The 25,653-nt window shown below is 68.8% G+C and carries 29 protein-coding genes and 1 pseudogene; 22 read left to right on the forward strand and 8 right to left on the reverse strand.

Translation table 11 applies throughout. The annotated features are described in order from the left end of the window. Window positions 1-37: 37 nt before the first annotated feature. Window positions 38-667: a TetR/AcrR family transcriptional regulator gene (locus RF637_RS08420; RefSeq protein WP_186313852.1), complete on the reverse strand. Its 630-nt coding sequence runs from the start codon at window positions 665-667 to the stop codon at window positions 38-40. Window positions 668-778: 111 nt separating this feature from the next. Further along, entirely contained in the window at window positions 779-1,450 is a 672-nt protein-coding gene (locus RF637_RS08425; protein WP_368844588.1) for a DedA family protein, read from the reverse strand. Between the two features lie 106 nt (window positions 1,451-1,556). On the opposite strand from RF637_RS08425, the gene RF637_RS08430 reads away from it, so the two are divergent. The 10 genes from RF637_RS08430 (at window position 1,557) to RF637_RS08475 (ending at window position 9,984) form a co-directional block, all read left to right on the forward strand. Beyond that, window positions 1,557-2,003 carry a pyrimidine dimer DNA glycosylase/endonuclease V gene (locus RF637_RS08430; RefSeq protein WP_368844589.1) on the forward strand — a complete coding sequence of 149 codons (447 nt, stop codon included), beginning with the start codon at window positions 1,557-1,559 and terminating at the stop codon, window positions 2,001-2,003. A 69-nt stretch (window positions 2,004-2,072) separates the two neighbouring features. Continuing rightward, window positions 2,073-3,575, forward strand: coding sequence for a DNA-3-methyladenine glycosylase 2 family protein (locus RF637_RS08435; RefSeq protein ID WP_368844590.1), 1,503 nt, complete (start codon window positions 2,073-2,075; stop codon window positions 3,573-3,575). Next, on the forward strand, window positions 3,572-4,072 hold the full coding sequence (locus RF637_RS08440) for a methylated-DNA--[protein]-cysteine S-methyltransferase (RefSeq protein ID WP_144997712.1): 501 nt from the start codon (window positions 3,572-3,574) through the stop codon (window positions 4,070-4,072). Before RF637_RS08435 ends, RF637_RS08440 begins: the two co-directional genes overlap by 4 nt. A gap of 12 nt (window positions 4,073-4,084) precedes the next feature. Next, window positions 4,085-4,879 (forward strand): glycosyltransferase family A protein, encoded by a 795-nt coding sequence (locus tag RF637_RS08445; protein WP_368835434.1) that lies wholly within the window; start codon window positions 4,085-4,087, stop codon window positions 4,877-4,879. Continuing rightward, window positions 4,876-5,421 (forward strand): hypothetical protein, encoded by a 546-nt coding sequence (locus RF637_RS08450; protein WP_368844591.1) that lies wholly within the window; start codon window positions 4,876-4,878, stop codon window positions 5,419-5,421. Before RF637_RS08445 ends, RF637_RS08450 begins: the two co-directional genes overlap by 4 nt. A gap of 347 nt (window positions 5,422-5,768) precedes the next feature. Beyond that, window positions 5,769-6,386: a methyltransferase domain-containing protein gene (locus tag RF637_RS08455; protein ID WP_368844592.1), complete on the forward strand. Its 618-nt coding sequence runs from the start codon at window positions 5,769-5,771 to the stop codon at window positions 6,384-6,386. Beyond that, on the forward strand, window positions 6,383-7,804 hold the full coding sequence (locus tag RF637_RS08460) for an MFS transporter (RefSeq protein ID WP_368844593.1): 1,422 nt from the start codon (window positions 6,383-6,385) through the stop codon (window positions 7,802-7,804). Before RF637_RS08455 ends, RF637_RS08460 begins: the two co-directional genes overlap by 4 nt. A gap of 211 nt (window positions 7,805-8,015) precedes the next feature. Further along, window positions 8,016-8,684: a hypothetical protein gene (locus RF637_RS08465; protein ID WP_368844594.1), complete on the forward strand. Its 669-nt coding sequence runs from the start codon at window positions 8,016-8,018 to the stop codon at window positions 8,682-8,684. Then, window positions 8,681-9,145 carry an N-acetyltransferase family protein gene (locus RF637_RS08470; RefSeq protein ID WP_368844595.1) on the forward strand — a complete coding sequence of 155 codons (465 nt, stop codon included), beginning with the start codon at window positions 8,681-8,683 and terminating at the stop codon, window positions 9,143-9,145. The genes RF637_RS08465 and RF637_RS08470 overlap by 4 nt, the downstream gene beginning before the upstream one ends. An 83-nt stretch (window positions 9,146-9,228) precedes the next feature. After that, window positions 9,229-9,984: a class I SAM-dependent methyltransferase gene (locus tag RF637_RS08475; protein WP_035965665.1), complete on the forward strand. Its 756-nt coding sequence runs from the start codon at window positions 9,229-9,231 to the stop codon at window positions 9,982-9,984. On the opposite strand, the gene RF637_RS08480 is transcribed toward RF637_RS08475, so the two are convergent. Further along, window positions 9,879-10,694 carry a VanW family protein gene (locus RF637_RS08480; RefSeq protein ID WP_368844596.1) on the reverse strand — a complete coding sequence of 272 codons (816 nt, stop codon included), beginning with the start codon at window positions 10,692-10,694 and terminating at the stop codon, window positions 9,879-9,881. The two genes, RF637_RS08475 and RF637_RS08480, sit on opposite strands and share 106 nt — an antisense overlap. A 119-nt stretch (window positions 10,695-10,813) precedes the next feature. Then, window positions 10,814-11,401 (reverse strand): GNAT family N-acetyltransferase, encoded by a 588-nt coding sequence (locus tag RF637_RS08485; RefSeq protein WP_368844597.1) that lies wholly within the window; start codon window positions 11,399-11,401, stop codon window positions 10,814-10,816. A 182-nt stretch (window positions 11,402-11,583) separates the two neighbouring features. Between RF637_RS08485 and RF637_RS08490 the strand changes: the two genes are divergently transcribed. From RF637_RS08490 to RF637_RS08500, 3 genes are all read left to right on the forward strand, one after another. Continuing rightward, window positions 11,584-13,803 (forward strand): catalase, encoded by a 2,220-nt coding sequence (locus RF637_RS08490; protein WP_368844598.1) that lies wholly within the window; start codon window positions 11,584-11,586, stop codon window positions 13,801-13,803. 132 nt (window positions 13,804-13,935) lie between these two features. Continuing rightward, window positions 13,936-15,033 carry an iron-containing redox enzyme family protein gene (locus tag RF637_RS08495; RefSeq protein ID WP_082943158.1) on the forward strand — a complete coding sequence of 366 codons (1,098 nt, stop codon included), beginning with the start codon at window positions 13,936-13,938 and terminating at the stop codon, window positions 15,031-15,033. Next, on the forward strand, window positions 15,030-15,341 hold the full coding sequence (locus tag RF637_RS08500; RefSeq protein ID WP_307723023.1) for a CDGSH iron-sulfur domain-containing protein: 312 nt from the start codon (window positions 15,030-15,032) through the stop codon (window positions 15,339-15,341). The genes RF637_RS08495 and RF637_RS08500 overlap by 4 nt, the downstream gene beginning before the upstream one ends. Before the next feature lie 73 nt (window positions 15,342-15,414). Here the strand turns inward: RF637_RS08500 and RF637_RS08505 are convergent, their stop codons facing one another. Next, complete coding sequence (locus tag RF637_RS08505) at window positions 15,415-15,582, reverse strand: hypothetical protein (RefSeq protein ID WP_186368883.1); 168 nt, start codon at window positions 15,580-15,582, stop codon at window positions 15,415-15,417. Between the two features lie 220 nt (window positions 15,583-15,802). Here RF637_RS08505 and RF637_RS08510 point away from each other — a divergent pair, with 220 nt between their 5' ends. Next, window positions 15,803-16,720, forward strand: coding sequence for a sulfite exporter TauE/SafE family protein (locus RF637_RS08510; protein WP_035965671.1), 918 nt, complete (start codon window positions 15,803-15,805; stop codon window positions 16,718-16,720). Between the two features lie 159 nt (window positions 16,721-16,879). Here the strand turns inward: RF637_RS08510 and RF637_RS08515 are convergent, their stop codons facing one another. Then, the gene (locus RF637_RS08515; protein WP_035965673.1) at window positions 16,880-17,302 is read right to left on the reverse strand and encodes an organic hydroperoxide resistance protein; all 423 of its coding nucleotides are present in this window, start codon (window positions 17,300-17,302) and stop codon (window positions 16,880-16,882) included. A gap of 285 nt (window positions 17,303-17,587) precedes the next feature. Here RF637_RS08515 and RF637_RS08520 point away from each other — a divergent pair, with 285 nt between their 5' ends. The 7 genes and pseudogenes from RF637_RS08520 (at window position 17,588) to RF637_RS08550 (ending at window position 21,768) form a co-directional block, all read left to right on the forward strand. Then, on the forward strand, window positions 17,588-18,268 hold the full coding sequence (locus tag RF637_RS08520; RefSeq protein WP_368844599.1) for a sulfite exporter TauE/SafE family protein: 681 nt from the start codon (window positions 17,588-17,590) through the stop codon (window positions 18,266-18,268). Between the two features lie 67 nt (window positions 18,269-18,335). After that, window positions 18,336-18,686, forward strand: a complete 351-nt coding sequence (locus tag RF637_RS08525) for a rhodanese-like domain-containing protein (protein ID WP_239321951.1) — start codon at window positions 18,336-18,338, stop codon at window positions 18,684-18,686. Next, the gene (locus RF637_RS08530) at window positions 18,623-18,886 is read left to right on the forward strand and encodes a DUF2892 domain-containing protein (protein ID WP_368844600.1); all 264 of its coding nucleotides are present in this window, start codon (window positions 18,623-18,625) and stop codon (window positions 18,884-18,886) included. Before RF637_RS08525 ends, RF637_RS08530 begins: the two co-directional genes overlap by 64 nt. A gap of 47 nt (window positions 18,887-18,933) precedes the next feature. Further along, window positions 18,934-19,899, forward strand: a pseudogene (locus RF637_RS08535) (AMP-binding protein); the annotation flags it as partial. A gap of 83 nt (window positions 19,900-19,982) precedes the next feature. Continuing rightward, window positions 19,983-20,414, forward strand: a complete 432-nt coding sequence (locus RF637_RS08540) for a helix-turn-helix domain-containing protein (RefSeq protein ID WP_035965677.1) — start codon at window positions 19,983-19,985, stop codon at window positions 20,412-20,414. A gap of 80 nt (window positions 20,415-20,494) precedes the next feature. After that, window positions 20,495-21,070, forward strand: coding sequence for a PIN domain-containing protein (locus RF637_RS08545; RefSeq protein ID WP_239321538.1), 576 nt, complete (start codon window positions 20,495-20,497; stop codon window positions 21,068-21,070). A gap of 14 nt (window positions 21,071-21,084) precedes the next feature. Beyond that, complete coding sequence (locus RF637_RS08550; protein ID WP_368844601.1) at window positions 21,085-21,768, forward strand: GNAT family N-acetyltransferase; 684 nt, start codon at window positions 21,085-21,087, stop codon at window positions 21,766-21,768. 103 nt (window positions 21,769-21,871) lie between these two features. Here RF637_RS08550 and RF637_RS08555 read toward each other — a convergent pair whose 3' ends face one another. Both RF637_RS08555 and RF637_RS08560 read right to left on the reverse strand, forming a co-directional pair. Further along, window positions 21,872-22,636, reverse strand: coding sequence for an SDR family oxidoreductase (locus RF637_RS08555; protein ID WP_368844602.1), 765 nt, complete (start codon window positions 22,634-22,636; stop codon window positions 21,872-21,874). 31 nt (window positions 22,637-22,667) lie between these two features. Next, on the reverse strand, window positions 22,668-23,993 hold the full coding sequence (locus RF637_RS08560; protein WP_131333792.1) for a deoxyribodipyrimidine photo-lyase: 1,326 nt from the start codon (window positions 23,991-23,993) through the stop codon (window positions 22,668-22,670). A gap of 486 nt (window positions 23,994-24,479) precedes the next feature. On the opposite strand from RF637_RS08560, the gene RF637_RS08565 reads away from it, so the two are divergent. Continuing rightward, on the forward strand, window positions 24,480-25,628 hold the full coding sequence (locus RF637_RS08565; protein ID WP_368844603.1) for a 3,4-dioxygenase subunit beta: 1,149 nt from the start codon (window positions 24,480-24,482) through the stop codon (window positions 25,626-25,628). The last annotated feature ends 25 nt before the right edge of the window (window positions 25,629-25,653 follow it).

Genomic DNA, 25,653 nt, shown 5'->3' on the forward strand with positions numbered 1-25,653 from the left:
AGTATCCCACCGGCCCCGGAACGGTGAGGGTCCGGGATCACTCACCCAGGGGCGTGCGCGCGCACCAGGCTCTCAGGAGGGCGAGCACGTGACGGTCGAACGCGGCGTCGGCGTCCGCGTCGGGGAGGACCGGACGGCTCATCTCGATGGCGATCCATCCATGGACGCCCACCCAGAGTGTGGCACCGATGACCTCCACGGGGAGGTCATGGAAGATCCCCTTGTCGATGGCCCCGCGGACCAGTCGGTACATGGGTTGCATGGCCGTGTTCGCGAATTCCGCGCGGCTGGATCCCCCGGCGGAACCGTCCCTGCGGGCGCCGATGCAATCCCCCGCCTTGCCCAGGATCACGTTGTACAGCGCCGGGAACTCCAGGGCCCAGCGTCTGCCGGAGCGGGCGAGTGCGCGCATGTCCGCCACGGGTTCGCCGGTGCGCACGGCCATCTCGTGCGCGCTGAGGTAGCTCACGATCGCTTCCTCCCGCACGGCATCGATCAGGGCGTCCCTGCTGCCGAACATGGTGTAGATCGCGGTGGTGGAGCAGCCGTGCTTGGCGGCCAGTGGCCGGAGGGAAACGGACTCGACACCACCGGCCAGGATCTGTTCGGCGGTGTTCTTGATCAGTGCTTTGCGAGTGGTCTCGTCAAATTTTCGGGGTCGGGCCACACGTGCGATCGTACTGGTCAGACCCTTGTTAGTGCATTAATTATCGAGAATTGTGGGCATCTTAGGGGGCAACTGTATACCAGTTCGCGACCCCTCGAGGTGCCCCGTGATTCATCCCTCGTGAGCCGAACGACGATTGCGCCGGATCCGCTTGACGACCCACCACACCAGGAACAGCAGGACCGCGATCACCACGATGCGTGAGAACACCCCGGCGTACTGTTCCGCGATGTGCCAGTTCTCCCCCAGGAAGTACCCGGCGAGCACGAAAATGGTGTTCCAGATCAGGGACCCGGCCGCGCTGAGCACCACGAACAGCCCGAACGACATCCGCTCGATTCCCGCGGGAACGGAGATCAGGGATCTGAAGATGGGGATCGTCCTCCCGAAGAACACGGCGGCCTTGCCGTGGCGGTCGAACCACTCCTCGGTGCGATCCAGGTCATGCAGATCCACGAGTGGCATCTTGTCCACGATCACGCGCAGGCGGCGTCGTCCCAGTGCGGCGCCGATCCAGTACAGCGCGATCGCGCCCACGACCGACCCCAGCGTGGTCCAGAAGATGGCCCCGCCCAGGCTGAAATTGCCCTGGCTGGCCGTGAAACCGGCGAGCGGGAGGATCACCTCGGACGGCAGCGGCGGGAACAGGTTCTCCAGGGCCACGAGCAGTCCGGCGCCGGGAGCGCCGATGGCTTCCATGACGTCCACCACCCACCCCGCGATACCGGAGAGCTGAGCACTCTCGTCGGCTGATGTGGCGGCCAGGATGGCAGGCAGGGACATGAAGGTGTTCTCCGCACGTGGTCGTCAGGGGTGTGTCCGCCATGCTACGGGAGGAATCTTGGGGTCCGCTTGGAGCTATCGGGGCGGTGCGCGATTGAATGGGGCCATGCGTCTATGGTCAGTTCACCCGTCCCTGCTGGACCGTCGTGCTCTGGTGGCGTGCTGGCGGGAGGGTCTGCTCGCCCAGAAGGTCCTGCTCGGTCAGACCAAGGGCTACACGCGCCACCCCCAGCTGCAGCGCTTCCGCGCCACGAGCGATCCGGTACTGTCCGTGGCCACGTACCTGCACGGCATTGCCGACGAGGCCGACCGCCGCGGTTACAACTTCGACCGCACCCGCCTGGCCCGGGAAGCGAGCACACAGCCCATCACGCTCACCGTGACCACCGGTCAGCTGCGCTACGAGTTCGAGTTCCTGCTGCAGAAGGTCCTGGACCGCGACCCCGAGTGGGCGCGATCCGCACTGGGCGGCATCGATCCCCATGCCGCTCCCCACCACCCGTTGTTCGTCCCGGTTCCCGGGCCGGTCGCCGAGTGGGAGCGCGTGAAGTAACCGGTCCGGGCCACCGCCGTGTCCGAAACCCGCTAGCACGCGGCGCCCGGGCGTGGGACCGTGGGACGCATGCCCCCTCAAGACTCCTCGTTCGACGAGCGCTACCGGGCCGTCGAGTCCCGGGACGGGCGCTTCGACGGGCAGTTCGTGACCGCGGTGCGCACCACCGGGATCTACTGCCGCCCGAGCTGCCCGGCGCGCACGCCCCACCGCGAGAACGTGCGCTTCTACCGCACGAGCGCGGCCGCCCACGCCGCCGGGTACCGCGCCTGCAAACGCTGTGTCCCGGAAGCCGTGCCGGGCTCCCCGGAGTGGGACCTGCGCGGGGACGTGGTGGGGCGCGCCATGCGGCTCATCACCGAGGGGGTCGTGGACCGTGAGGGCGTGCTGGGACTCGCGCGGCGCGTGGGGTATTCCACGCGCCACCTCACCCGCGTGCTGACCGAGGAACTCGGTGCCGGGCCCCTCGCGCTCGCTCGCGCCCACCGAGCCCAGACGGCGCGCGCCCTACTGACGCAGACGGACCTGCCGGTCGCGGAGACCGCGTTCGCCGCGGGATTCTCGAGCATCCGACAGTGCAACGAGGTGATCCGCGAGGTGTACGACATGACCCCGCAGCAATTGCGGGCGCGCAGCACGAGCACCGGACCCTCGGGACACGGCGCGGCGAGTGAGCCGGGCGAGGTGGACCTCGCGTTGAGCTATCGCGAGCCCCTGGACGTGCGCGGGCTGTTCGTGTGGTTCGCGGTCCATGCGGTGGACGGCGTGGAGGTCGGGACCCCCGCCTCCTACACCCGCGCGCTGAGCCTGCCCGGCGGCCCGGCCTGGCTGCGCGTGTATGAGCGCGCGGGGCGGTTGCGGTTGCGCGCGCGGGTCACGAATCTCGCGGACCTGCCCGTGCTGATCGCCCGGGTGCGTCGGCTCTTCGACCTGGACGCCGATCCGGAGGCAGTGGCCGCCGCGCTGTCCCGCGTCCCGGTGTTGCGCCCGCTGGTCGAGGCCGCCCCGGGGCTGCGGGTCGCCGGTTCTGCGGACCCGCACGAGACGTTGATCCGCACGCTCATCGGTCAGCAAATCTCCCTGGCCGCGGCCCGCACCGTGTTGGGTGCCCGCGCGCGGGACATGGGAGAGCCCGCGCCCTCCTTCGCCACGGGCATCCGGTACATGTTCCCGACCGCAGCGGCCATCGCCGAGCACGGCGTCCAGTTCCTGGGCGGGCCGGCGGCGCGGGTCCAGGCGGTCCTGGGTGCTGCCCGCGCGCTCGCCTCGGGTGATTTGCAGTTGTCCCCCGGCGACGACGCCACTCAGCAACGCGCCGCGCTCCTCGCCCTCCCCGGGGTGGGGCCATGGACCGCGGACCACGTGCGCATGCGGGTCACCGGGGACCCGGACGTGTTCCTGATCGACGACGGGGCCATGCGCGCCGGTGCCCGACGGCTCGGGCTCCCGGACACCAAACCCGCACTCATGGACTGGGCAGGGGCCGCTGCCCCATGGCGCAGTTACGCCACCACCCATCTGTGGGGCCCGCTGACCCCTCCCGCATCCTTCTCGGAAAGTGTGCCGTCATGACATATGTCGTTGAGAGCATTGACACCCCTGATGGTTCCTTCACGGCAGTGGCCCGGGAGGACGGAACCGTCGTGGCCTCCGGATGGACACGCTCGACCGAGCAGCTGCTCGCGCGGATCCGCCCGGCCTTCCGTCCGGAGGAAACGCAATCCGGTGACGTGCCCGCACTGGAGGCGGTCCGCGCGTTCTACGACGGCAACCTCGACTCCGTCATGACCGTGCCAGTGGACCTGCACGGCACCGAGGGCCAGCAGGCCGGGTGGGCCGCGCTGCGCCGCATCCGCCCCGGGTCCCCCCTGACCTACACCGAGTTCGCGCGGGAACTCGGCAATCCCCGGGCCGTTCGGGCGACGGCGTCGGTGTGCGCCCGCAATCCCGTGGCGCTGTTCGTCCCGTGCCACCGGGTGCTGCGTTCGGACGGTTCCATGGGTGGGTTCGCGTGGGGCGAGGCGATCAAGCGTGATCTGCTGCGGCGAGAGGCACGCTCCGCGGCATGACAGACTGGACGGGTGGAACGGGAGAACACCGAGCAACGCATGACCTGCAGCGTGGTCATCCCCGTTCGTAACGACTCTTCCTACCTGGAGCGCTGCCTCCGGGCCCTGCGTGAGCAGACCCGCACCCCGGACGAGATCGTCGTGGTGGACAACGGTTCCACCGATGATCTCTCGACAGTCCTGGACCGCCACCCCGAAGTACACCGGGTGTGGGAACCCGTCCCCGGAGTGGCCGTCTCCGCGGCCGCGGGCTACGACGCCGCCCGCGGGGACCTCATCCTGCGCTGTGACGCGGACAGCCTCCCCTCCCCCGGCTGGGTCGAGCGACACACCGCGGTGCTGTCACGGGCCCTGCGGGATCCGCAGGGGAAGGCCACCGTGGCGGTGTCCGGGATCGCGCGGTTCGGGCCGCGGTACGAGTTGGCCGGACGCATCCTGGGTGCGGCATACATCACGGCCTACCGCCTGGTGGCCGGCACGGCGCTGGGCCACTGGGCCTTATGGGGGTCCAACATGGCCTTCACCCGGGCGTGGTGGCAGCATGTCCGGGAAGAGGTGCACCGGGATCCACGGGTGCACGACGATTTCGACCTCAGCTTCCGCGTCCGTCGCGATCAGCGCGTGATCATGGACCCGGGCAATGTCGCGATCGTGTCCTGGCGGGCCTTGGTCTCCCCCGCTCGGATCCGCCGGCAGCTGCGCATGGCCATGGCCACCGTGTTCCTCAACTGGCGCAGTGAACGACCGTGGGTGCGTATCCGGCAACGCGTTCTCTCCGGCCCCCTGGGTCGTGGGGGCAGCCGATGACGTCCGAGCAGACGCACAGCGTGGGCGGCGTGGTCGCATCGGCCATGTGCTTCACGGCGATCATCGCGGCGGGTTACTACGCATTGGACGGGCGCCGGGTGGACATGGCCGTCCTACTGCTCGCGGGACTCGGACAGGTGATCGCGTTTCTGTGGTTCCGCACCCAGTACGCGCGGGCCGTGTGCTCGCTCATCATGCTCACCGCCGCCATGAGCGCGGCCGAACAGCTCTACAGCAGGATCTGGTGGTGGGACATCCTCATCCACTTCGCGACGCTGTACGCCCTGGTGTGGATGGCATGGAATCGCGTTCTGACCCACCACCCCCGGGTGCGGGGCCGGGTGCGCGATCGTCCCGTGATGCGGTTCACGTGGTGCACGGTGGCCGGCTTCGTGATCGCCGTGGTGTGGGAGGTCATGGAACTGTTGGGGTTCCTGTTCGCGACACCGGACATCCACATCCCACCCCTGGACACGCTGGGGGACATCGTCATGGGGGTGCTGGGGGCTGCCTGCGTGGGCTTCCACAGGGAACCGCGCTGAGCGTCGTCGTCCCCGGCGGGCCGCGAACGGTCGCGTGCGGTGAGTCCCGACCCCCCAAGTGCCGGGACTCACCGCACGCTTGCGGCGTCGGCGAACAGTATGGAGCCCCGCTGGGGAGCGGGGCGTTCGATCCGGATGCGAGGTCACCGGCCGTGTGCTGGACCAAGGCGGGGGCCGGGGTGCAGTGCTCGGGCGACTGGGCTTAATCATAGTTGTTCACATTTTAGTTGTCCACAATTAGATAGAGACACCAGGTGCCCTTCGCGGTCGCGGCGCGGTACCGGGCCGGTCACGCCCAGCGCGGACGACGTGGCGCGGTACCGGGCCGCGGTGGAATTCTGGGACGCATGACCCACGAACACGCTCCCCACCGCACGCCCGAGACCGCTGCCGGCTGGGACGAGCGCTACGGCGCCACGCACATCTGGAGCGGGGAGCCCAACGGCGCCCTGATGGCGCTCACGTCGGACCTCGCTCCCGGCACGGCGCTGGACGTGGGTTGCGGTGAGGGCGCCGACGCCGTGTGGCTGGCCCGACGTGGCTGGACGGTGACGGGGCTGGACGTCTCACGCGTCGCCGTCGACCGCGCTCGGGCCGCGGCAGAAGCCGCGGGGGTCGAGATCACATGGCTCATTGAAGGGTTCGGCGAGCGCCCCCTCGGCCCGTTCGACCTGGTGTCCGCCCAATACCCCACGGTGCCCAAGCGGGGCGACGACGCAGCGGTGCGCGCGTTCGCGGACGCCGTGACACCGGGCGGGCGGCTGGTGTTCGTGCATCACGAGCTGGATGAGACACCTCACGGTTTCGACCCCGCCGACTACGTGATGCCGGAGGACGTGGTGACGTATCTGACCGGGCAGGGATGGCAGATCGAGACGAACGAGATCCGCGAGCGACACCTGGAACGCGGTGCCGGGTCCGGCCACTCGCGGGACCGGATGGTCGTGGCGCGGCGGGGCGCGTGAACACCTCCGGCGTGGATCGCGCCTCGGTGGGGCTGCGCTCGCAGCGCGGTCCCGTCCTGCTGGCCGTAATGCTCTCCACGGCTCTGGTGGCCCTGGACGCCACGATCCTGGCGACCGCGGTGCCGAGCATCGTGGGTTCGCTGGGTAACTTCGCCCAGTTCCCGTGGCTGTTCTCGAGCTACATGTTGGCGCAGGCGGTGAGTGTGCCGATCTTCTCCAAGCTCTCGGACATGTACGGGCGCAAACCCGTGATCCTCACCGGCGTGGGGCTGTTCCTGGTCTCCTCCGTGCTCGCGGGATGCGCGTGGAGCATGCCGTCGCTCATCGTCTTCCGGGTGATCCAGGGATTGGGTGCGGGAGCCGTGGCGCCCATGGGCATGACGATCGTGGGGGACATCTACACCGTGGCCGAGCGCGCCGCCGTGCAGGGGTACGTGGCCGGGGTGTGGGCGGTCTCTTCGGTCGTGGGGCCCACATTGGGTGGGCTGCTGTCCCAGTTCTTGAGTTGGCGGTGGGTCTTCTTCGTCAACATCCCGGTGGCCCTCGTGGCGGGGTGGCTGTTGCTGCACAGCTATCACGAGAAGATCGAGCGCGAGGAGCACCGGGTGGACTTCACCGGTGCCGCGATGCTCGCGATCGCCCTGTCCGCCCTCATCCTCGGCGCGCTGGAGGGCGGCAACGCGTGGGAGTGGCTTTCGGTGCCCACCCTGGTGTGCGGCGTCGTCGGCGTCATGGGGCTGGCGATCTTCGTGGCCGTCGAGCGTCGCGCGAGCGAACCAATCATCGACCTCGCGCTGGTACGACGCCGCGTGGTCGCAAGCACCACCCTGGTCTCCCTGGGGATCGGCGCGCTGCTGGTGGGAATGACGAGCTACGTTCCCACCTATTTAGAGCGCACGGCCGGGGCCACACCGATCGCGGCGGGAGCGGCCGTGGCCGCCGTGAGCATCGGCTGGCCCGTGGCTGCGTCCACGGCGGGGCGGATCTACATGCGGTGGGGCTTCCAGCGCACCGTGTTTCTGGGCGGTGCGATCGCGACCGTGGGAGCGGCCCTGACCGCCGCACTGTCGCCGTGGCCGAGCGTGATCGGTATGGCTGTGTGCGCGTTTATCATCGGGCTGGGGCTCGGTTACACCGCGGCGCCGTCGCTGATCATGGCCCAGTCCTCGGTGGAGTGGAACCAGCGCGGGTCGGTGACGGGTCTCAACATGTTCGCGCGCTCCGCCGGCTCAGCCGTGGGGGTGGCGATCTACGGCGCCATCGCCACCAACCTCATCCGTGCCGGTGGCGGTGAGGGCGATCCCGCCACCGTGATCCACGCCTCCGGATGGGTCTTTGTGGCGGCGGCGGTCACCGCCGTACTCATGGCCGCCGCGACACTCGCCGTCCCGCGGGACGAGCCGGACTCGGTGAAGTGAGCCGCGGGTACCGGCGGGTCGGTGGGGCGTCCACACGGGTCCCGGTACGCCGTCGCCGCCGGGGTTCGCACGACGTCGGCACCCCGGGACCCACGGTGGCCTCGGCGCTCGGGGGTGCGACGTCGCCCCCGGGTTTGCCACGCAGCAGCGACGTACCCGGTCCGTATGCCAACTTCTCCCCCACCACCCCTTCCTCCCCTACCCTGGCCCCATGACCTCCTCCATCCGTCACCGCTTCACCGGCCACATCGCCGGGGTCGGCACGTCCTCCGGCACGCGGCTAGTGCTGGGGTGCTGGTCCCACACGCCGCAGGGCCCGTTCGCGGACGTCATGGTCGCCCACCCGGACGGACGCCGTGAACTGCTGGCGCCCAACGACTGGGTCGCGCATTTCGTGTCCGACACCTACACCTTCGACACCGTCACCCGCGTCCCCGTGAACGTGCAGCGCACGGGCCTCTCCCGCGCCTCCCGGTGGACGGTCACCGCGGGGCCGCTTACATGGCACTTCAGCGTGGGGCCGCGAGCGCCCCTGGGGTACCTGCTGCAGACGGTCCCCCGACCGATCAGCACCTCGCTGACCTTCGCCCGGCTCACCGATCAGGTGGCCCACCGCGTGATGCCCGGCGTGCGCACCCTGGGTACGGCCGGCAACGACCGCACCGAGTGGTACGCCGCCTACGACCTCCACACCATCACCCACTCCCGCGCCACCTGGGACGACCAGGACCTGGGCCGCCTCACGGACATGACCCCGCCCCCGGACTTCGGTTTCAGTTCCACCCCGCGCCGGCCCAGCCTCACCGCCCTGACCAGCACCGTCCGGGTGCCCGACGCCGCTGCGGTCACCTCCCCTGCGCGGACCCCGGAACTCGGGTGAGCGCCGTCGACGAACCGGCAGAACTGCGTCGACTGAGACCGGAGGACGCGCCGGCGCTACAAGCGCTGCTCGAGGCGACCCCCGATTACACCCGCCGGATCAGTGGACACGCGCCCCTCCCCGGCGACGCCGCCGAGATCCTTTCCGCGCTCCCGCCCGGCCTCGCACGCGAACAGAAGTACGACGTCGGGCTGTTCCGCGGGCCTACTCTGGCGGCCATGGCCGACGTCATCCGCAATTTCCCCGAGGAGCATCACGCTCACATCGGTCTGCTTCTCGTGCGGCAAGACCACCAGGGAGAGGGCCTGGGGCGGGCGATGCATGATGCCGTCACGAACCTCGTGAGCGGCTGGCCCGAGGTGACCACCCTGCGCCTGGGGATCGTGGAGACCAACGCGGCGAGCGCCGTCGGCTTCTGGAAGGCTCTGGGGTACGAGCCCACGGGCGAGACAGCGCCGTAAGAGAACGACGAGGTGCGCAGCCGTGTGACCTTGTGGGAACGACCGGTACACCCGACCCCGCCATCCCATGAGAGGACCGCCACATGACCCGGAACTGGTTCGAGCAGGGCGGAGGGAACTACGCCGCGCACCGCCCCGATTACCCCGCGGAGCTGGGCGCGGAACTGGCACGGATCGCCCCGCGACGGGGCACCGCGGTGGACGTGGGCTGTGGGACAGGCCAGCTCACGGGCTTGCTGGCCGAACACTTCACGCACGTGATCGGCGTGGACCCCGGTGAGGATCAACTCGCTCATGCCGCCCCCGTACGCGGCGTCGACTACGCGCGCGGGACGGCGGAGGACCTGCCCGTGGCCGACGGCCGCGCCGATCTCGTGACCGCGGCCCAGGCCGCACACTGGTTCGACCTGCCGGCTTTCTACACGCAGGCACGCCGCATCGCGGCCCCCGGCGCCGTCCTCGCACTCATCAGCTACGGCGTGGTGGAGGTGGAGCCGGGCCTGCGGGAACGTTTCGAGCGGTTCTACTGGCGCGAGATCGGCCCGTTCTGGCCGCCCGAGCGCCGCCTCGTGGAGACCGGGTACCGGGACATCGACTTCCCCTTCCCGCAGGTCCCGGTGGCCGCGCTGTTTATCCGGCGATCCTGGCCGCTCGATGCCTTCCTGGACTACCTGGGCACGTGGTCCGCGGTGCGCAACGCCGCGGAGTCCGGGCACGACGACGTTCTGCGCCATTACGCCGCCGACCTCACCGAGGCGTGGGGCGAACCGTCCCGGCCGCGCGACGTCGTCTGGCCCATCACTGTGCGGGCGGGCAGGCTGGACGGGGAGTCCCGATAGGTGCCGCCCGTGCGCTTGGACCGGGTCTCCCGCAGCACCACGTTGTGCCGGCGCACCTGCTCCTCACCCGTCGCGGGATCCGTGACGCGGTAGAAGTACGCCTCGTCCTCGCGGATGTGGAACTTCTCCGGCCAGGTGTCGTCCGAGAGCAGCTGACCGCGCAGGTACTCGTCGTCCACGTACACGCGGAACTGGTAGCTCTGCCCGGTGTCGTTGCGCAGCCGGTAGTCCAGGAAGTTGTAGATGATGGACGTCCCGGTCCCGAACGGGATCTGGCGTTTGAAGTCGGGGAACAGGTCCAATCCGCTGTGGTGGTGGTGTTCCACCACGGTCAGTGGCGAGTGCAGCGCCATCCAGTGCAGCAGGTTGGTGAACTGGCACATGCCCCCGCCGATCCCGACGTCCGCGTGGTCACCGTTGATCACCACACCCGGCAGGTAGCCGCGGGAACGCGTGGGATTGCCCACGAGCCGCCAGAAGGAGAACGTCCGCCCCGGGCGGATCACGATCCCGTCCACGAGCGGCGCGGACAGTTCCAGCGAGCGTGCCTTGCCCTCCTGCAGGTCCAGCTCGGTGTTGCCGAGCGTGCGCCGGATGAGTGAGTTGTGACGGTAGACCTTCACGGGCAGGTCCTCGGCCGAACGCTCGGCGGCGAACGCCCCGCGTCTGCCGAGGTCCCTCGCGCGCCGCTGCCATCTCTGACGCTCCACCGCAATGCGTTAGGCCAGTGGGGAGATCTCCGAGAAGAGTTTGCGTCCCATGGACCCAGCGTAAGAACGCCCATAGTGATTCGCAATAGCAAACAAACGTTTTTTAGTGAGCCTTTCCCTCAGCGTCGCGCGACCCGCGCCTCGAGTCCCGCCTTCACCGAGGGCCACTCGTGCTCGAGCACCGAGTACACCACGGTGTCCCGCAGCGCGCCGTTGCGCTCCAACCGGTCCGCGCGCAGCACACCGTCCAGCCGAGCACCGAGACGCTCGATCGCTGCCCGGGACTGCTGATTGGCCCAGCTCGTCTCATAACGCACGCACCGGCACCCGAGCTCCTCGAACGCGTGGGTCATGAGCAGCAGCTTGGACTCCGCATTCGTCCCCGTCCGGTGGGTGGACGCCCGGTTCCACGTGTGGCCCACGCTCACGCGCGGCACACCCCACTGCGGGTCGTAGAACGTGGTCATCCCGAGCACGACGTCGTCGGCCTGCCGCACGGTCACGAAGGGCAGCATGAATCCCTCGTCCTGCCACGTGAGCCACTTTCCCACGGCCGCGGCCATGCCGTCCGGGTCCGCCACGCTCGTGTACCAGCGCTCCCACATGCGCCCGTCCTCGGTGGCCTCGATCAGCCCGTCCAGGTGCTCGCGGCTGAGGGGTTCCAAGCGGACCAACCGCCCGCGCAATGTCACCGGTGTCCACGTCATGGGATCACTGTCTCACGACGACGCCGCGCAGCCCGCGCGCAGCCCCTGACGGGTTCACAACCCCGCAGGAAGGCGACTGCCTCCCTACAGGTGTATGCCCACCCCCAAGGGTGCTGACAGTATGGGAGAACCACGTCGCACTCCATGACCGCGGCGTGCGTCAGCTTCGTAGGAGGATCGTCATGTCCGCACGCGATAACAACGCCCCCCAGGTCCCGGGAGTTCCCGGGACCGGTGAGCCGGCCATCGAGGAGCCCACCGCTCCCCGTCAGCCGCTTCCGCCCAAGCCCGATCAGGGTGCCCCCGAGCGGGTCACGCCCACGGGTGCGCCCACCGATGCCCCGATGTCCGCGATGGCCCAGCAGGGTGAGTACCTCACCACCGCGCACGGCGTGCGCCTAACGAACTCCGACCAGTCCCTCAAGGCCGGGGCCCGCGGTCCCGTGCTGCTGCAGGACCACCACTTCCGGGAGAAGATCTCCCACTTCGACCACGAGCGCATCCCGGAGCGCGTGGTGCACGCCCGCGGCGCGGGTGCCCACGGCACGTTCCGCGGCTACGGCTCGGCCACCAAGCTCAGCCGCGCGGGCCTGTTTGCCAAGGACAAGGAAACCTCGGTGTTCGTGCGGTTCTCCACCGTGCTGGGCTCCCGCGGTTCGGGCGATCTGGCCCGTGACACCCGCGGTTTCGCCGTCAAGTTCTACACGGACGAGGGCACCTGGGACCTCGTGGGCAACAACATGCCGGTGTTCTTCATCCAGGACGCCATCAAGTTCCCGGACGTCATCCACGCCGGTAAGCCCCACCCGGATCGCGAGATTCCCCAGGCCCAGTCCGCCCACGACACGTTCTGGGACTTCGTGTCCCTGCACACCGAGGCCCAGCACCACACCATCTGGAACATGTCCGACCGCGGCATCCCGCGCTCGTTCCGCATGATGGAGGGCTTCGGCGTCCACACGTTCCGTCTGGTGGCCGAGGACGGCTCCACCGTGCTGGTCAAGTTCCACTGGAAGCCGCGCCTGGGCGTGCACTCCGTGGCGTGGGAAGAGGCCCAGCTGATCAACGGTGCGGACCCGGATTTCCACCGCCGGGACCTCGCGGACGCCATCGAGGCCGGCGCGTACCCGCAATGGGAACTGGGCGTCCAGGTGTTCGAGGACACCGAGGACCAAATGTTCCAGGGCATCGACTTGCTGGACCCCACCAAGATCGTCCCGGAGGAACTCGTCCCCGTGGAGCCCGTGGGTCTGATGACCCTGGACCGCAACCCCTCCAACTACTTCGCGGAGACGGAGCAGGTGGCGTTCAACCCCAACAACCTGGTCCCGGGCATCGACGTGACCAACGACCCCTTGCTGCAGGGGCGTCTGTTCTCCTACCTGGACACCCAGATCACCCGCCTGGGCGGGCCCAACTGGAACCAGCTGCCCATCAACCGCCCGCACGCGGCGGTCAACGACATGCTGCGTGACGGTTTCCACCAGAGTGCGGTGCACTCGGGTGTGGCCCCCTACCGGCCCAACTCGCTGGACGGCGGCAACCCGGCGGAGACTCCCGAGGACGAGCACGCGTTCATCGACTACCCGGCCCCGGTCCCCGCGTCCGTCAAGGAGCGCGTGCGGCCCCAGTCCTTCGAGGACCACTTCAGCCAGCCACGCCTGTTCTGGCTCTCGCTGAGCGAGGTGGAGCGCGAGCACACCGCGCAGGCCTACGCGTTCGAGCTCGGCAAGTGCTGGGACGAGAACATCCGCACCCGTCAGCTGCGCCACCTGTTCGCGATCGACCCCGCGCTGGGCAAGACCGTGGCCCAGGCGCTGGGGCTGCCCGAGCAGGAGCCCACCGAGGCTCCCGCCCAGGACGTCCAGGCCTCCCCGGCCCTCACCCAGGTGGGCGAGACGTGGCCCGTCGAAGGCCGCCAGGTGGGCATTCTCGTGGGTCCGGACACGGACGCCGACCAGCTCGCCACGCTCGTCTCCGAGATCGACGGCGCGGATATGGTCCCGCTCGTCATCGCACCCCAGGGAGGTGAGGTGGCCCCGGGCATCGTGGCGCACCGCACCCTGCTCACGGCACGGTCCATCGAGTTCGACGCCGTGGTGGTCGCCACCGCCGGCGCTCCTGTGAACCCCGTGGCCGGTGGCCTGGACGCGAAGGCCGGTGCACCCAGCCCGGGTGACATCGACCCCCGCGTGAGCCTGCTGCTCAACGAGATGTGGCGCCACGCCAAGGCGATCGCCGCGTTCGGCCCCGGCACGGACGTGCTGGACGCCCTGCAGATCGCCCAGACGCCCGGCGTCGTGAGCGCGGACTCCGCCAAGGACGTGCTGAGCACCGTGGTGGAACTGCTCGGCAGCCACCGGGTCTGGGAACGTTTCCCGACCACGGGTATGTTGGCCTAATGAATAGGAAGTAGTCGTACTATTTCCGCCGATTGCCCGCGGACCGCTCCACCGCGGTCCGCGGGCAATCCCCGCCTTCAGAGACACCCCACCCGCGCCGAGCACCCACCTTCCCGAGCGGAGAACACCATCATGACGACCGTCCCCACCCGAACCGTGGCCCCGACCGCTCGCGGACCCGTGAGCACGGCCCTCCTGGAGATCCTGACCGGCCCGGAGGAGACCCCGGCAAGCGGGTACGCGGCGCTGTCCGAAGCAACGGCCACCGCGGTTAACGCATCGCAGGACGTCCTCGCGGACGAGGACCTGCAGCTGTCCCTGTTCCTGCTCTACCTGTTGCACTACGGGCCCGCGGAATTCGTGACCGCGGACCGCGAGTGGGATCCCGAGCTGCTGCGCGTGCGCACAGTGCTCGAGGCCGGTTTCGAGGCCGAGCTGCGCCGTCGCGTGCCCCTCCCCGATCCCCTGCCCGGCGACTCCGCGCAGCTCGTGGACACGATGTTCGCGATGACCGGCGGGGACGCTAAGCCCACCCTGGCCACGTGGCTCGCCCGGCACCCGAGCGAGGAGATCCTGAGCGAGTTCCTGGTCCACCGCTCCATCTACACGCTGCGCGAGGCGGACCCCCACTCGTGGGGCATCGCCCGGTTGCGGGGCCGCGCGAAGGCGGCGCTCGTGGAGATCCAGTCGGACGAGTACGGCGGGGGCCGTCCCGAGCGCGTGCACGCCACGATCTTCGCGCAGACCATGCGAGGTTTCGGCCTGGACGACACCCTGGACCACTACCTGGACCTCGTGCCCGCCCCCACGCTCGCGTCCATGAACCTCATGAGCCTGTTCGGACTGCACCGCCGGTTGCGCGGGGCCATCGCGGGTCACCTCGCGGCGTTCGAGATGACGTCCTCGATCCCCAACAAGTACTACGGCCGAGCGTTCCGCAAGCTCGGTTACGACGCGGACGTCACCTGGTACTACGACGAGCACGTGGAGGCCGACGCCGTTCACGAACAGATCGCCGCGCGTGACCTCGCCGGGGCGCTCGCCCAGGACGAGCCCGAGCTGCTCGAGGACGTCCTGTTCGGCGCGGCCGCGTGCCTGTACGTGGACGGGCTCATGGGTGATCACATGCTCGAGTGCTGGTCAGACGGGCGGACCTCCCTGCGCGGGAGCATGCCGGGACTGCAGACCGTGGGTTCCGAGGCCCCGGTCGCCGAGCGGGTGGCCCTGTGAGCGAGCAGGATCCACGCACCACGGACGACGGGAGCCCCGTCCTCTCGGTGGCGCACGACGCCGAGGATCCCGTGGTGATCACCCCGTGCCCGGACGGGCCGCTCTTGGTGCGCGGTGACGTGCTGATCGCCCCGGAACCGGGGGCCGAGCCGCAGAAGCCGCCGCGGCGCGTCGTCGCCCTGTGCCGGTGCAACATGTCGTCGATCGCGCCGTTCTGCGACGGTTCGCATAAGCTCGCGAACTTCCGCACCCGCCCGCCGCGGTACAACATCGGCAACCCCCGCGAGGATCCCGGCGAGGAGGACTGAGCCGGACATCAGAGACCTGAATACGCGATCGGCCCGTGGCATGTGCCACGGGCCGATCACGTAGTGGTTCAGGTCAGTTCTCGGTGGCGGGCTCGTCGCCCTTGTTGTCCGTCATGGCGCCCACGCCCTCGTCGGCGGGTTCGGCGTCCGCCTGAGTCTCCTGACCTAGGGCCGCGCTCTCTTCCTGGGGGCTCATCTTGATGGATTCCTCGCCCGCATTGGCGGGATTCTTCTCTGCCACGTGCTGTCCTTTCATCGGACGTCTCGGTCGGCGGAATCGCTGACCCTCCCATCCTCGTCAGCGTACTGACGATTGACAAGAGAAGACGTCCCCCGGCCGATGTCAAGCGGATGTCATCGCACTACACGTTGTGACGCACGGCGCAACATTCCTTGGGTGAGCGCCCGCCCGGTTCCTAGGCTGAGTCATCTCACCCCTTCCACTGCACAGGAGTCGCACCGTGCGTACATTGATCTTGCTCGCCCTGGTGGGTTTCGGGGCGCAACTCGTGGACGGTTCGCTCGGTATGGCCTACGGCGTGACCTCATCCACCCTGCTGTTGGCCGTGGGCCTGACCCCCGCCTCGGTGTCCGCGACAGTGCACCTCGCGGAGGTGGGCACCACCCTGGCCTCCGGGCTCTCGCACTGGCGCTTCGGCAACATCGATTGGCGCGTCGTAGGCTTCATGGCGGTTCCCGGCGGGATCGCCGCGTTCGCGGGCGCCCATCTGCTGACCCTCTCCGGGGAGGCCGCCGCACCGGTGATGTCCGTGATCCTGTTGCTGCTGGGCTGCTACGTGGTGTGGCGGTTCTTGCGGCTCGGCGGGCGGCGCCCGAACTTCACGGGCAAGGTGCGCGGATTCTTCCTGATCCCCCTGGCCACGGTCGCGGGCTTCATGGACGCGATCGGCGGCGGTGGGTGGGGCCCCGTGGGCACCCCCACCCTGCTGGCCTCCGGCAAGATCGCCCCGCGCAAGGTCATCGGATCCATCGACACGTCCGAGTTCGTGGTCAGTCTGGGTGCCTCCATCGGGTTCCTGATGGCACTCGGCAGCCAGGGCGTCGACTTCGGCATGGTCCTGGCTCTACTGATCGGCGGTGTGGTGGCCGCGCCGATCGCCGCGTGGCTCGTGCGTTGGCTCGCCCCGCGCATCCTCGCCGTCGGCGCCGGCGGACTCATCATCTTCACGAACACGCGTACCCTGTTGCGCCTGGACGCCGTGCAGGCGCGCCTCCCCGGCGACGCCGCGTACTACGCGATCCTCGGCGCGCTCGCCCTGCTGTGGATCGTCGCGGTCGTCTGGGTCGTGCGCCGCGAACTCGCCGACCGCCGCTCCGCGACCCTGCGCACCGAGGTGCGCGTCCCCGAGAGCGTCTGAGGGCGACGTCGCGCCGAGGGGACGTGACATCCCCCTCGGCGCCGTGGGGCTCGTGGCCCCCGCCCGTGCGTCACGGCACGGCCCCGTCAGGGCCTCAGTGGGCCCCAGGACGCCGGGGACGTGCCGTGCGCTCTCATCGGGCGCGGTGCGACGCGCTCGTCAATCCTCCACGACGGTCACGGTGACCTCGATGTTGCCGCGCGTGGCGTTGGAATAGGGGCAGACCTGGTGCGCGGCGTCCGCGAGTTCCTGGGCCGCGTCGTGCTCGAGTTCGGGGATGATCACTTCCAACTGCACGGCCAGGGTGAACCCGCCTGCGCCGTTGTCGCCGATCTGCACGCGGGCCCCCACGGCGGAATCACCGAGCGAGACCTTCTGCTGGCGGGCGACCATCTGCAAGGCGGAGTGGAAGCAGGCCGCGTACCCGGCGGCGAAAAGCTGCTCGGGATTGGCGCCGTTCCCGGATCCCCCCATCTCCTTCGGCACGGCCAGGTCGAACTGCAGCGACCCGTCCTTGGTGGCGACGCTGCCGTTGCGGCCCGCGCCCTGGGCAAGCGCTTCCGCGGTGTACATAGCCTTCATGATGATTCCTCGTCCTTTCCGTGGCCGGTGAGCCCCGGCCCTGAACGCCGGGTGGTACGACCGCAATCGATGGTAGGTCGCGGTATTTAGATTGTCCACAATCTAGACGTTCACTTTTCATGCGGGACGGGCCGGTGAGGGCCACCCGGAATCCCCCTCCCCTGCACCCCACCGCGTGATCCGCACACGGTTCTCCCTCGCTCCAAAATTACCCCCGGGAGTATGTGCTACAGCGAGTGCGGCTTGCTTCGGCGCGCACCCCAGGACCGTCATCATCCCGCAGGAGTGATCGCGCTCATCGTCGTCATCGCAGGGCTGCTGGTGGGGCTCTTCAGGGGCGCGCTGGGCGGCGGCGGGGCCATCATGACCGTGCCGCTGCTCACCTTCGCCCTGGGACTCCCCCCGACCCACGCAACGGTGGGTTTCCTGGTGGTCGTGATCTCGGGTGCGATTTCGGGCCTGGTCTCGCATCTCCGGCGCCGCCACGTCCGCCCTGGGATCGGCGTGGTCTTCGGCGCCCTGGGCACAGGGGGTGCGGTGCTCGCTGCCAACGTGTCCGGCCTGATGGACGACGCCGTGCTGCTCACGCTGTTCTCCGCGCTGCTCGTGGTCGTGGCCGCGGCCATGATGGTGAAGAACACGCGGCGACGCTCGTCCCGCCCGTCCTCGAACCACGACGGCCCCGAGAACCGTCCCGCATGGTCCGACCCGCGCTCATGGCTACCGCTCATCCTCACCGCCCTCGTCAACAGTCTCGTGACCCTGTCGCTGCACACGAGCGTCCTACCCCACCTGGAGTGGGAGGCCGTGGGGCCGTTCGCGGGCGCCGCCGTGGTGGGCCCAGCACTCGGCGCCCGCGTGGGCCACCGGATCAACACGCGCCTGCTGTCGTTGGACTTCGCCGGCCTGCTGGTGCTCACGGAGTGTTACACCGCCCTGCAAAGCGTGCCCCGGCTCCTGGGCTGACCCTGTGACACCCCGCACCCGAGCCGGGCACCGTCCCGTCCGAGAACCACTCGAGAAGGAGAACACCATGTCCTCACCCGCCACCGTTTCCGCCTCCGAGCTCCAGGACCCCCATGAGGGTGCACCGCTGTTCCTGGACGTCAGGGCCCCCGTGGAGTTCGGCATCAGTCACATTCCGGGCTCCGTCAACGCCCCCCTGGCTCTCACCGAGAAGCACACCCGGCAGATCGGGCAGCTACTACCCCGCGACACCGTGGTGATCTGCCGCTCCGGAGCCCGCTCAACGCGCGCCGCGGAGCTGTTGGCCTCGGCGGGTATGACGAGCGCAACCGTCCTGACCGGCGGGATCGACGCATGGCGCGACGCCGGACGCACGGTGCGCACCGGTGCTGGGATCTGGAACGCCAGGTCCGACTGACCGCCGGGTCCCTGGTACTCGCAGGGCTTCTGACGGGCACCGTGGCGCCGCGTGCCACATGGTTCTCCGGCGCCGTCGGCGCGGGGCTGGTCTTCGCCGCCGTGAGCAACACCTGCGCCATGGGCCAGCTGCTCTCGGCCCTGCCGCACAACCAGCGCGACCACGTCCACCTGGCGGACGTCACGCGTCGGCTCGCCTGAGACGCGACACCGCAGCGCCGCCGAGAACGTTCTCTCGGCGGCACTGCACGGAGAAGGACCGCATCGTGGTGGTGCCGCCGCTGTATCACTGCTTCGGGATGGTGATTGGCAACCTCGCGGCCACGTCCCACGGCAGCGCGATCATCCTGTCGGGGCCGGGGCTCGACCCGCGGGCCGCGCTTCGCGCCGTCTCTCAGGAGAAGGCCACAAGCCTGTACGGGGTGCCCACCATGTTCATCGCCGAGCTCGAGCTGCCGGACTTCGGGGACTACGACCTGTCCTCGCCGTGCAGCGGCGTGATGGCCGGTTCCCCGTGCCCCATGGAGGTCATGCGCAAGGTGATCGACAAGATGCACATGAGCGAGGTCGCGATCTGCTACGGCATGACGGAGACCTCGTCGGTGAGCTTCCAAACGCGCGCGGACGACTCGTTGGACCGCTGCGTGGAGACCGTGGGCCGGGTGCACCCGCCCGTGAAGGTCAGGACCGTGGATCCCTCCACAGGTGAGACCGTGCCGCGCGGCACGGCCGGGGAGTTCCACCCCCGCGGCTACTCGGTCGTGAAGGGCTACTGGGGTCAGGAGGAGAAGACCCGCGAGACCGTCGACTCCGACGGCTGGTTGCACACCGGGGACATCGCCGTCATGGATCAGGACGGGTACGCGCAGATCACCGGCCGCATCAAGGAGATGGTGATCCGGGGCGGGGAGAACATCTACCCGCGCGAGGTCGAGGAGTTCCTCTACACCCACCCGGACATCGTGGACGCCCAGGTGATCGGTGTACCGAGCAAGAAGTACGGGGAGGAGCTCATGGTGTGGATCCGGGCGCGTCAGGGCGCGGCCCCCATCACGACGGAATCCATCGCGCAGTTCTCGCAGGGGAAGATCTCCCACCACAAGATCCCGCGCTATGTGCACGTGGTGGAGGAGTTGCCCATGACCGTCACGGGCAAGGTCCGCAAGGTGGAGATGCGTGAGGAGGCGCTCAAGCTGCTGGATCTGGAGCGCTGAACCCGCAGGTTATTTCACTTATATGTGAATGAGTGTTACGGTATAACTAAATACTTACGAGCACGGCGCGAAGGGAGACGCCAATGACCACCATGACTGAGCGGATCACGATCTCGGCCCAGACCGTGCGCGCGGCGCAGGCCCCCGCGCGTCAGGGTTCAACCTTGGTTCTGCGCGATGCAAACGGCGGGGAGGTGGAACTCCCGGACGAGGTCCAGAGGACACTCCTCCATGCACTCACGGCCATTGCCGAGCACGGTTCGGTCAGCATTGCTCAAATGCCCGACGAGCTGACAAGTACGGTGGCCGCGGACATCCTGGGGGTCTCTCGCCCCACCCTTCTCCGTTGGACCCGCGAGGGGCTGATCGAATCCTTCAAGGTCGGATCACATACGCGCTTCCGTCGTTCCGATGTCCTCCGATTGCGGGAACAGCGGGAAACGGAACGTCGCGACGCCTTCGAGAAACTGCGGGCACTCGACGCGGCAGACAATTTCGAGCTTTTCGAGGACTGAGATCATGCGTTCGTGAGCGACACGGGGGGCACCCCTGTTTTCAACCGGGGTGCCCCCCGTGATGTCATTAGATTGGGACCATGACGCAAAGAGTTTTCGTCGATGCCAACGTCCTCTTCAGCAAGACCCTGATGGATTGGCTCTTCTTGTTGCGCCTTGAAAACCCCGCGATGTTCCAGGTCCACAGCACGGAGGACGTCTTCGCGGAGGTCATCGCGAACATGCGTAAGAAATGCCCTACAGCTCCGGGACATAGAACCGCCCAGCGGGCGCAGCTGATACGCAAGAACATGGATGAGGTCCTGCAGGGCTTCCCGTCCGATCTCGATTTCACCGGTACGGATCGCCACGATTACCACGTTCACGCGGGGGCCGTTTTCGGAGGCGCAGACATCATCCTCACATGCAACGATCCCAATGACATCACGACAACACCCGAGACAGAACCGTATGAGGTCATCCATCCAGACGATTTCTTTTTGCTGGTTACTGATTCGAATCCGGCCTGCGTAGCTCCCATTGCGCGCAATCAAATAAAGTATTGGAGTGGCAAGTCCAACCACCTGCAGTTGGACCAGGCGCTCCTCAAAGCTGGGTGTCCCCGATTTGCTTTCCGAATCCGAGAGGCCTTAGCCCACATTGCTCAGCTACCCTGAGGACGCTTCCTGACATGCTCACGTTGGAGGAGATCTTCCCGCCCTACGGGCTGCGCATCACCTGCAGGAACGTGGAACTGCGTGTGCTCCGGGACGAGGACTTCCCGGAGCTCGTAGAACTCGTCCAGAACGGCATCTCGGTCTCCGGCCTCCCCATGTCTTTCCCGCGCGCGTGGCACGAGGAACCGTACGCCCCCGGGACACCAGATGGTTTCCCGGCGACGTCACTGTCCTGGTGGTGGACGCAACGGTCAACGTTCGCGCCGGATCGCTGGAACCTGGCGCTGACCGTCCGCTGTGACGGCGAGCTCGTCGGCGTGCAGGACGTGATGGCCCAGGACTTCCCCCTCACCCGCTGGGTCACCACGGGATCGTGGTTCGGCCGAGCACACCAAGGCAGGGGTCTCGGGACGCTCATGCGCCAAATGGCAGTCGGCTTCGCATTCGATGAGCTGGACGCGCTCACGTGCGAGTCCGCGTACGTCGTAAGCAATCACGCCTCGGCGGCGGTCAGCCGGAAGACCGGTTACGTGGACAACGGCCGGGTCCGCGGGGTGCAGCACACCCGGGAGGGGACGGTCGGGATGGAGGAGCAGCGCGTCGTCGTCACGCCCGACACCTACGTGCGGCCCGGGGAGCCGGTGACCTACGAGGGCACGCAGGCGCTGCGCCGCTTCTTCGGGATCGAAGGCGACTGACCTCCAGCACACTAGAGGCCCCCGCACCATGCTCTGACGACGGCGAGATAGCGGTCCTCGCGACATCGATCCGTCACACGACGGGCCGCTGCGGTGCCGCCTCTCAGTACTCCGTCTGCAACCACTCGTCGAAGCGCTGCGAGGTGACGAACGCGTCCTGTGGGATCAGGCCACCGTGGGCGATCGCCCGGCCGAGCAGCGGCGCTTCCTTCAGCACTCTGGGCGTGCGGCCCGCGAGGTCACCGCCGGCCGCGAGGATGCGGCGCGCGAAGTTCGCCATGGTGTCCACCTCCGGGCCGCGCACCGCGAGGATCTCGTGACGTGCCTCGCGATGGGTGGTGGCGACCTCGGCGACGAACCGTGCGACCTCCTCGCGCCGCGCGAGCGCCATGAGAAGGGTGGGCATCAGGGCCACCGGGCCGCGGGCGACCAGGCCGGTGGTTGCGGGAATGAAATCGAACCACTGGGTCGAGCGCACCGTGGTGGAGGGGATCCCCGCCTGCTGGTACACGCTTTCCTGCGCGGCCTTGCCCTTGTAGTAGCCGAAACCGCCGTTGACCCGCGGATCCACGGCACCCGCGATGGACAGGCACACGATCCGGCCCACGCCCTGCTCGCGCGCCGCCTTAACGGTCTGGGACGCGGCCCGCGTGAAGAACGGGACGGACTTGCGGGCACCGAACGTATTGATGTGCAAAGCGTCCACGACCACGTCCACACCCGCCAAGGCTTGCAGCAACCCCCGACCGGCCACGACGTCCACCCTCGTGCGGCGGCTCGCCCGCACCACGATGTGGCCGTCGGCCTCGAGGAGGTCGGCGACGTCGGACCCGAAACTCCCGCTGGCACCCAGCACGGCAATCTTCATGGGGCCAGCGTAGGCGTAGAGCGTGCAAGGTTCACAGGGTCTTGAACAGCTCCAGGGCGTGGGCGCGGGAAGCCTTGAGGTCCACGATGGATTCCACGCCCTCCTGCCGCCCGTTCCAGCGGTCCACGTACACGAAGTCCGGGTCGAACTTCTTCTGCTGGGTCTCGGGGTTGAAGATCCGGAAGTAGGGCGCGGCGTCGGTCCCGGAACCGGCCACCCACTGCCAGTTGTGAGGGTTCGAGGCGGGGTCCGCGTCCACGAGGGTGTCCCAGAACCACTGCTCCCCCAGCCGCCAGTCGATCAGCAGGTTCTTGGCCAATAGAGACGCGGTCACCATGCGCACCCGGTTCTGCATGGTCCCGGTCTCCCATAGTTCGTGCATGCCCGCGTCCACCAGGGGGATCCCCGTGCGCCCGCGCTGCCACGCGGCGAGCGCGTCGTCGTCCAGCGGAGGCCATGGGAAGCGCTCGAATTTGGGGTTGATGGGGCGGGTTGCCATGTCCGGGTGGATGTAGAGGTTGTACCAGGCGTACTCCCGCCATCCCAGTTCGGTGAGGAACTTCCCCGGGTTCTCCGCGCCGGACAGCGCCCTGTACCACACGGTGTGCGGGCTGATCTCCCCCCAGCGCAGATGCGGAGACAGGCCCGACGTCGCCGGTTTCGCCGGGACGTCCCGGTCCTGCGTGTAGGTGGGCAGGCGCTCGTCGAGGAAGTCGTCGAGGCGGTCGTGGGCCGCGCGCTCGCCCACGGTCCACGTGCGGGCCAGCCCTGCCGACCAGTCCGGCGCGGTAGGCAGGAGCCCCCAGTCCTCGAGGGCGTCGGAGGCAGGGGTGGGCTCGGCGGGCACCACGGACGACGGCGCCGGATACGGTTCACGCGGCGGCGGCCCGCTCGTGCACGCGCGCCAGAACGGGGTGAACACCCGGTAGGGGTCACCGGCCTGCGTGGTGATGGCCCACGGTTCGAACATCAGGTTCCCGGCGTAGGAGTGCGCCTCCACCCCGTTCTCCCCGGCCCAGTCCTTGAGCCCGGCGTCCACCGCGCGCTCGGGCCCGCCGTAGCGCCGGTTCCACAGCACACGGTCCGCACCGGTTTCGCGGACGACGTCGCGCACGACCTCCCCCGCCGCCCCTCGCCGCAGGGTCAGAGGCGTCCCCAGGGCGGCGAGATCCGCCGCCAGCGACGTGAGGGAGTGATGCAGCCACCACTTCGCTGCACCCCCGAGGGGCCGGATGCCCGGGGATTCCTCGTCCAGCACGTAGAGGCACACCACAGGCTCACCGTGGGACACCGCCTCGTGCAGGGCGGGGTGGTCGGTGACCCGCAGGTCGTCGCGGAACAGCACCACGGTGGTCATGCGAACTCCTCGATGGGACGTGCGTGGGACGTGCCGGATTCCAGGCCGGTCAAGGGACACCTGTCAGCCTGGCACATCCACCGGTGAGAAGGGACCGGGCACCGGCCTGTGTGGCATCGGCGCCGTGCGCAACACGTCTGACTCCCTCGCACCCCGCGGCGCCGTGTGGCTGATCGTGGCACTGGCCGCGCCGGCCCTGGGGCTGCTGCGCACCACGATCGCCCTGAGCGTCGGGCCTACGGCAACAGCCCGCCGTAGCGCCGGTTCCACGGCACGCGGTCCGCACCGGTTGTGCGGACGACGTCACGCACGGCCTCCCCGGCCGTCCAGCACTGCGCGGGGCCCGGAGCCTGCTCCCCGTCAATCGACAGCCCCGGCACAGGCACACCCCACGCGCAGCACAGGCCGGTCGGACCGCGGATCCAGCCCGGCTCCGTAGCGTCGGGGGTTCGACGCGCCACTGAACGCCTTCCGAAGGAGCATGTAATGAACCCGATCCGTCGACGCCGCGGCATCCGCACCTACCCGGCCACCTCCGAGACCTGCGTTATGCAGTCGCAGAACACCGACCGCGACCACGCGGGCCGCCACCACCCCGGGCACCGCGACACCGGGCACCGCGACACCGGCGGCCCTGACACCGGCCACCCCCGCGATGAGGGTCACGACGCCTCCGGGGCCCTCCCCGCAACCGCAGCTGGCACGTTCGAGGGACGGGTCCTGGACCGCCCCCACGAGGACGTAGAGGACCAGGGCCTCGCTTTCGACCTCGGAACGCTGATCGACCGCCGCCGCGCGCTCGGCATCTTCGGGGCCGGCGCGAGCGTCTTCGCACTGGCGGCGTGCACGGGCACCACGACGTCGAGCTCGTCCAGTTCCGCCTCCGCGACGGCATCGGCGTCCGAGACCGCGAGCGCCACGCCATCGCCCTCCAAGACCTACGACGAGGAGATGCCGCAGGAGACCGCTGGGCCCTACCCCGGTGACGGCTCCAACGGTGCGGACGCGCTGGACGTCTCCGGGGTGGAGCGCAGCAACATCACCGCGAGCATCGACGGCGGCGCCGCGGTGGACGGCGTAGCCATGACCCTGACGATGAACATCGTGGACATGGTCAAGGACAACGGTCCCATGACGGGCGCGGCCGTGTACGTGTGGCACTGCGACCCGGACGGCAACTACTCCATGTACTCGGAGGGCGTGGAGGACGAGACGTACCTGCGCGGCGTCCAGGTGGTGGGCGACGACGGCAAGGTCACCTTCACGTCGATCGTCCCGGGCTGCTACGCGGGCCGCTGGCCGCACATCCACTTCGAGGTCTTCCCAGACATCGGCTCGATCACGGACGCCACCAACGCGGTGCTGACCTCGCAGATCGCCATCCCGCAGGCAATGGCCACCGCGGTCTACAAGGACTCCCGCTACCCGGACTCCGCCACGAACATGTCCCAGGTCACCCTGGAGACGGACAACGTCTTCTCGGACGGGGTGGACATGCAGATGCCGAAGGTCTCGGGCAGCGTGGCCAAGGGGTACACGGTGACGATCGACGTCCCCATCGACACGAGCACCGAGCCCACGGCCGCCGCAGCACCGGGCGGCGCGGGCGGTCCCGGCGGCGTCCCGGGCCAGTAATTCCGTCGAACGAGTGATCCCGCAG

Source organism: Kocuria sp. CPCC 204721, assembly GCF_040980945.1.
GTDB classification, from domain to species: domain Bacteria; phylum Actinomycetota; class Actinomycetes; order Actinomycetales; family Micrococcaceae; genus Kocuria; species Kocuria marina.

Coding starts and splice junctions, on each gene's coding strand:
- RF637_RS08465 (WP_368844594.1), top strand. CDS start 8,016: ATGACCTCCTCCATCCGTCACCGCTTCACCGGCCACATCGCCGGGGTC.
- RF637_RS08550 (WP_368844601.1), top strand. CDS start 21,085: ATGCTCACGTTGGAGGAGATCTTCCCGCCCTACGGGCTGCGCATCACC.
- RF637_RS08545 (WP_239321538.1), top strand. CDS start 20,495: ATGACGCAAAGAGTTTTCGTCGATGCCAACGTCCTCTTCAGCAAGACC.
- RF637_RS08485 (WP_368844597.1), bottom strand. CDS start 11,401: ATGACGTGGACACCGGTGACATTGCGCGGGCGGTTGGTCCGCTTGGAA.
- RF637_RS08450 (WP_368844591.1), top strand. CDS start 4,876: ATGACGTCCGAGCAGACGCACAGCGTGGGCGGCGTGGTCGCATCGGCC.
- RF637_RS08455 (WP_368844592.1), top strand. CDS start 5,769: ATGACCCACGAACACGCTCCCCACCGCACGCCCGAGACCGCTGCCGGC.
- RF637_RS08560 (WP_131333792.1), bottom strand. CDS start 23,993: ATGACCACCGTGGTGCTGTTCCGCGACGACCTGCGGGTCACCGACCAC.
- RF637_RS08490 (WP_368844598.1), top strand. CDS start 11,584: ATGTCCGCACGCGATAACAACGCCCCCCAGGTCCCGGGAGTTCCCGGG.
- RF637_RS08440 (WP_144997712.1), top strand. CDS start 3,572: ATGACATATGTCGTTGAGAGCATTGACACCCCTGATGGTTCCTTCACG.
- RF637_RS08425 (WP_368844588.1), bottom strand. CDS start 1,450: ATGTCCCTGCCTGCCATCCTGGCCGCCACATCAGCCGACGAGAGTGCT.
- RF637_RS08435 (WP_368844590.1), top strand. CDS start 2,073: ATGCCCCCTCAAGACTCCTCGTTCGACGAGCGCTACCGGGCCGTCGAG.
- RF637_RS08540 (WP_035965677.1), top strand. CDS start 19,983: ATGACCACCATGACTGAGCGGATCACGATCTCGGCCCAGACCGTGCGC.
- RF637_RS08475 (WP_035965665.1), top strand. CDS start 9,229: ATGACCCGGAACTGGTTCGAGCAGGGCGGAGGGAACTACGCCGCGCAC.
- RF637_RS08525 (WP_239321951.1), top strand. CDS start 18,336: ATGTCCTCACCCGCCACCGTTTCCGCCTCCGAGCTCCAGGACCCCCAT.
- RF637_RS08530 (WP_368844600.1), top strand. CDS start 18,623: ATGGCGCGACGCCGGACGCACGGTGCGCACCGGTGCTGGGATCTGGAA.
- RF637_RS08515 (WP_035965673.1), bottom strand. CDS start 17,302: ATGAAGGCTATGTACACCGCGGAAGCGCTTGCCCAGGGCGCGGGCCGC.
- RF637_RS08430 (WP_368844589.1), top strand. CDS start 1,557: ATGCGTCTATGGTCAGTTCACCCGTCCCTGCTGGACCGTCGTGCTCTG.
- RF637_RS08495 (WP_082943158.1), top strand. CDS start 13,936: ATGACGACCGTCCCCACCCGAACCGTGGCCCCGACCGCTCGCGGACCC.
- RF637_RS08565 (WP_368844603.1), top strand. CDS start 24,480: ATGAACCCGATCCGTCGACGCCGCGGCATCCGCACCTACCCGGCCACC.
- RF637_RS08555 (WP_368844602.1), bottom strand. CDS start 22,636: ATGAAGATTGCCGTGCTGGGTGCCAGCGGGAGTTTCGGGTCCGACGTC.